The sequence below is a fragment of the Nonomuraea sp. NPDC003201 genome (genome assembly GCF_053590415.1).
Genome location: NZ_JBSFTC010000602.1, coordinates 1 through 3,286, shown reverse-complemented (window position 1 = coordinate 3,286; position 3,286 = coordinate 1). Strand labels below are relative to the sequence as shown.

The window sequence follows — 3,286 nt, the reverse complement described above, 5'->3', positions numbered from 1 at the left end:
GGCCCGCTCCTCGCCGCCGCCCTCGTCGTGGGGGTGGCCGTCGCGGGCCCATGACCGTGCCGAACCCCACGTTCATGACCTGCGCCACCGCGGTCGGCCACGGACTCCGCAGCGACTGCACCCCGTCGCTCACGGCGGCGTCCACGGCGGTCCACGCGGGCGTACGGGCGGCGAAGCCCATCACCGTGCCGAGAACGAGGAGCGCCACGGAGACCGGCACCGGGAACCCCGCTCTGTTCGACCTCATGGTGGAACGATAAAGAGGGCCGGATAAGGCCGAGTTCAGCCCCCGGCGCGGGCGCGCGCGGTCCGCAGGACGAGCAGCCCGCCGATCCCCGGGACGAACGCGAGCAGGCGCGCGGCCGGCTGGACCGTCCAGGTGGCCGCGATCACGGCAAGGTAGGCGGTGCCGTGCAGCGGGCCGCAGAACGTCGTGATCACCTTGGCGTGCACGGTGAACAGGTTGCCGAGCAGGAGCACGAGGGAGGCGGCCTCGACAGCGGCCGCGATTCGGAGCAGGCGCATGGCGGGTCAGTCCCCCGCGCCGGGCCGTACGATCATCAGGACCACGACGACCGCCCAGGCCAGGTTGTAGAAGCCGGCCAGCATGGACATCACGCGCAGCGGCCGTACGTCGCCGGGCTCGCTGAGCGCGGCGCGCTGGCGCGGGTAGATCTGCGTGGCCAGCAGGGCCCCCGCGACGGCCGTGAGGATCATGGAGACGGTGATCCAGATCTCGCCCATCCGGCCCTGCACGCTCGCCAGGATGATCCCGGCCAAGGGGACGATGAGCCCGAAGGCGGCGTAGCCCCCGGTGATGCGGTGCAGCGCGACCGCGACACTCCGGTTGCGCTCGCCCGGATCCGGCGGCGGCCCGCCCTGCCCGCCGGTCGCGACCGGCACGTAGCGGGGGAACAGGCTCGTCGCGACGGCCGAGCCTCCCACGAACACGATGCCGGCCAGGACGTGCACCGACAGCAGGACATGCTCCAGCATTCCTCGACCTCCGACCTTCAGGGTGACTGAAGCCTAGCGCAAGCTTCAGCTGCCCTGAAGGTCGGGGGGCCTGGGGGTGGCGCCTGGCGGGCAATGCGATTCGGGTGCGGCGCCTCGTCGTGGCGATGGTCAAACCGGCTGAGGTGAAGGGCCCGGGGAGGAGGCCAACTTTCACTTTTCGGAACGATAGTCTAACGTTCGGAACATGTCCGAGATGGCTGCCGAGTCCAAGCTCGTCGGATCCGACCGCGTGCTCGCGGTCCTTGCCGAGCTGGCTCGCCACCCCGACGGTATCGGCTTGGAGGAGATGGCCCGAGCGGTGGCCAGCCCCAAGCCGACGGTCCACCGTGCCCTGGCGTCGCTGCGCCGCGCCGGATTCGCCGCGCAGCACGGTCACGGGCGGTACGTGCTCGGCGACGAGTTCCTGCGGATGGCCTTCGCCCACCACGAGGCCCGGCCGGACCACGTGCGGGTCACGCCGATCCTGCGGGCCCTGTGCGACCGCTACGGCGAGACCGTGCACTACGCCGTGCTGGAGGGGACCTCGGTCGTCTACCGCTCCAAGCTCGACCCGTCCGACGGGGCCGTCCGGCTGACCTCCGTCGTCGGGGGCCGGAACCCGGCACACTGCACCGCCGTCGGAAAGGCGCTGCTCGCCGACGGCCTGCGCACCGAGGACGCGGTGCGCGAGTGGGTGGGGGAGCGGCGGCTGGAGCTGCCGACCGCGCGCTCGATCGGCACGGTGGAGCGGCTGCACGCCGAGCTCGTGCGCATTCGCGAGCAGGGCTACGCCGTCGACGACCAGGAGAACGAGCCGGGCGTCAACTGCGTGGCGGTCCTGGCCTACCTGACCTCGCCCACCGTGCCCAGCGGCGCCGTCAGCGTCAGCGGGCTGGCCTACCGGACGCCGCTGGAGTCGCTCGTCGACGACCTGGCCGCCATCCGCGGCATCGTCGCCGGGCGGGAGACCCCGTGAAAGAGCCCGTGAACCGCACCGCCGCCCGTACCCTTCCGATCCGAACACGGAGAGAGCGTTGTACCTGATGCGCATCGGCGCGCCCGGCGCCGAGAAGCCCGTCGTCCGCGTGGACGAGTCCCACTACATCGACGTCTCGGATGTCACGCCCGATTTCGACGAGCGGTTCTTCGCCGCGGGCGGCATCGCGTTGCTGGCTGACCGGGTGGCCCGGGGTGAGGTGCGGGCGTTCGCGGGTGAGCGGGTCGGCGCGCCGATCGCCCGGCCGCACCAGATCCTGTGTATCGGCCTGAACTACAGCGACCACGCCGCCGAGACCGGCCAGGCCGTGCCGGATGAGCCGATCCTGTTCACCAAGTCGCCCAACACCCTGATCGGCCCGTACGACGAGGTGCGCATCCCGCGCGGCTCCACCAAGCCGGACTGGGAGGTCGAGCTCGGCATCGTGATCGGCAGGCGCACCTCCTACCTGGACTCGATCGAAGAGGCCGCGGGCGCCATCGCGGGGTACTGCGTGGTCAACGACGTGAGCGAGCGGGCCTTCCAGATGGAGCGCGGCGGCCAGTGGTCCAAGGGCAAGTCCGCCGAGACCTTCAACCCGGCCGGCCCGTGGCTGGTCACCCCGGACGAGATCCCCGATGTCAGGAACCTGGGCATGTGGCTCGACGTCAACGGCGTGCGCCGGCAGACCGGCACCACCAAGACGATGATCTTCGACCCGTACGTCATCGTGCACTACCTGAGCCAGTTCATGGTGCTGGAGCCCGGCGACCTGATCAACACCGGCACCCCGCCCGGCGTCGGCATGGGCCACAACCCGCCCATCTGGCTCCAGCCCGGCGACGTGATCGAACTCGGCATCGACCGGCTCGGCAGCCAGCGCCAGCAGGTTCTGGGCCCGCGATAAGGACAGAGCGGTAAGGACAGAGCGGTAAGGACAGATATGAGCGTCACCCATTCCGAGAAGCGGCGGCTGACCGCCCCGGACCCCGCCGTCCTGGTGGCGGTCGAGGCCGCCGTGCCCGGGATCACCCGTACGCGGGCCACCGACCGGCTCGGCATGGCCCATGACGCCTCCCACTACCTGCTCACCCCGCAGGCGGTCCTGGTGCCGGAGAGCGCCGAGCAGGTGGCGGCGCTCATGCGGACCGGGCTGCCGCTGACGTTCCGCTCCGGCGGCACCAGCCTGAGCGGGCAGGGCGTGAGCGAGCACCTGCTGGTCGACACCCGGCGGCACTTCCGCGGCATCGAGGTGCTCGACGGCGGCGTCCGGGTCCGCGTCCAGCCGGGCGCCGTGCTGCGCCAGGTCAACGC

The 3,286-nt window shown here is 71.5% G+C and carries 6 protein-coding genes; 3 read left to right on the top strand and 3 right to left on the bottom strand.

What is annotated here, in order from left to right:
* The 3 genes from ACWDX9_RS61465 to ACWDX9_RS61455 form a co-directional block, all read right to left on the bottom strand.
* A partial coding sequence (locus ACWDX9_RS61465) for a hypothetical protein (protein ID WP_449973141.1) occupies positions 1 to 247 on the bottom strand: 247 nt, incomplete at its 3' end.
* A 35-nt stretch (positions 248 to 282) separates the two neighbouring features.
* Positions 283 to 525: a hypothetical protein gene (locus tag ACWDX9_RS61460; RefSeq protein WP_350727340.1), complete on the bottom strand. Its 243-nt coding sequence runs from the start codon at positions 523 to 525 to the stop codon at positions 283 to 285.
* 6 nt (positions 526 to 531) lie between these two features.
* On the bottom strand, positions 532 to 996 hold the full coding sequence (locus ACWDX9_RS61455) for a hypothetical protein (RefSeq protein WP_449973140.1): 465 nt from the start codon (positions 994 to 996) through the stop codon (positions 532 to 534).
* A gap of 205 nt (positions 997 to 1,201) precedes the next feature.
* Here ACWDX9_RS61455 and ACWDX9_RS61450 point away from each other — a divergent pair, with 205 nt between their 5' ends.
* From ACWDX9_RS61450 to ACWDX9_RS61440, 3 genes are all read left to right on the top strand, one after another.
* Positions 1,202 to 1,972: an IclR family transcriptional regulator gene (locus ACWDX9_RS61450; RefSeq protein WP_449973139.1), complete on the top strand. Its 771-nt coding sequence runs from the start codon at positions 1,202 to 1,204 to the stop codon at positions 1,970 to 1,972.
* A gap of 67 nt (positions 1,973 to 2,039) precedes the next feature.
* On the top strand, positions 2,040 to 2,879 hold the full coding sequence (locus tag ACWDX9_RS61445; protein ID WP_449973142.1) for a fumarylacetoacetate hydrolase family protein: 840 nt from the start codon (positions 2,040 to 2,042) through the stop codon (positions 2,877 to 2,879).
* Between the two features lie 36 nt (positions 2,880 to 2,915).
* Positions 2,916 to 3,286, top strand: a 371-nt coding sequence (locus ACWDX9_RS61440; RefSeq protein ID WP_449973138.1) for an FAD-binding oxidoreductase, incomplete at its 3' end; no start/stop codon positions are given.

Bases quoted from the DNA above. Each gene is read 5' to 3' on its own strand.
- ACWDX9_RS61460 (WP_350727340.1), bottom strand. From the start codon at position 525: ATGCGCCTGCTCCGAATCGCGGCCGCTGTCGAGGCCGCCTCCCTCGTG.
- ACWDX9_RS61455 (WP_449973140.1), bottom strand. From the start codon at position 996: ATGCTGGAGCATGTCCTGCTGTCGGTGCACGTCCTGGCCGGCATCGTG.
- ACWDX9_RS61450 (WP_449973139.1), top strand. From the start codon at position 1,202: ATGTCCGAGATGGCTGCCGAGTCCAAGCTCGTCGGATCCGACCGCGTG.
- ACWDX9_RS61445 (WP_449973142.1), top strand. From the start codon at position 2,040: ATGCGCATCGGCGCGCCCGGCGCCGAGAAGCCCGTCGTCCGCGTGGAC.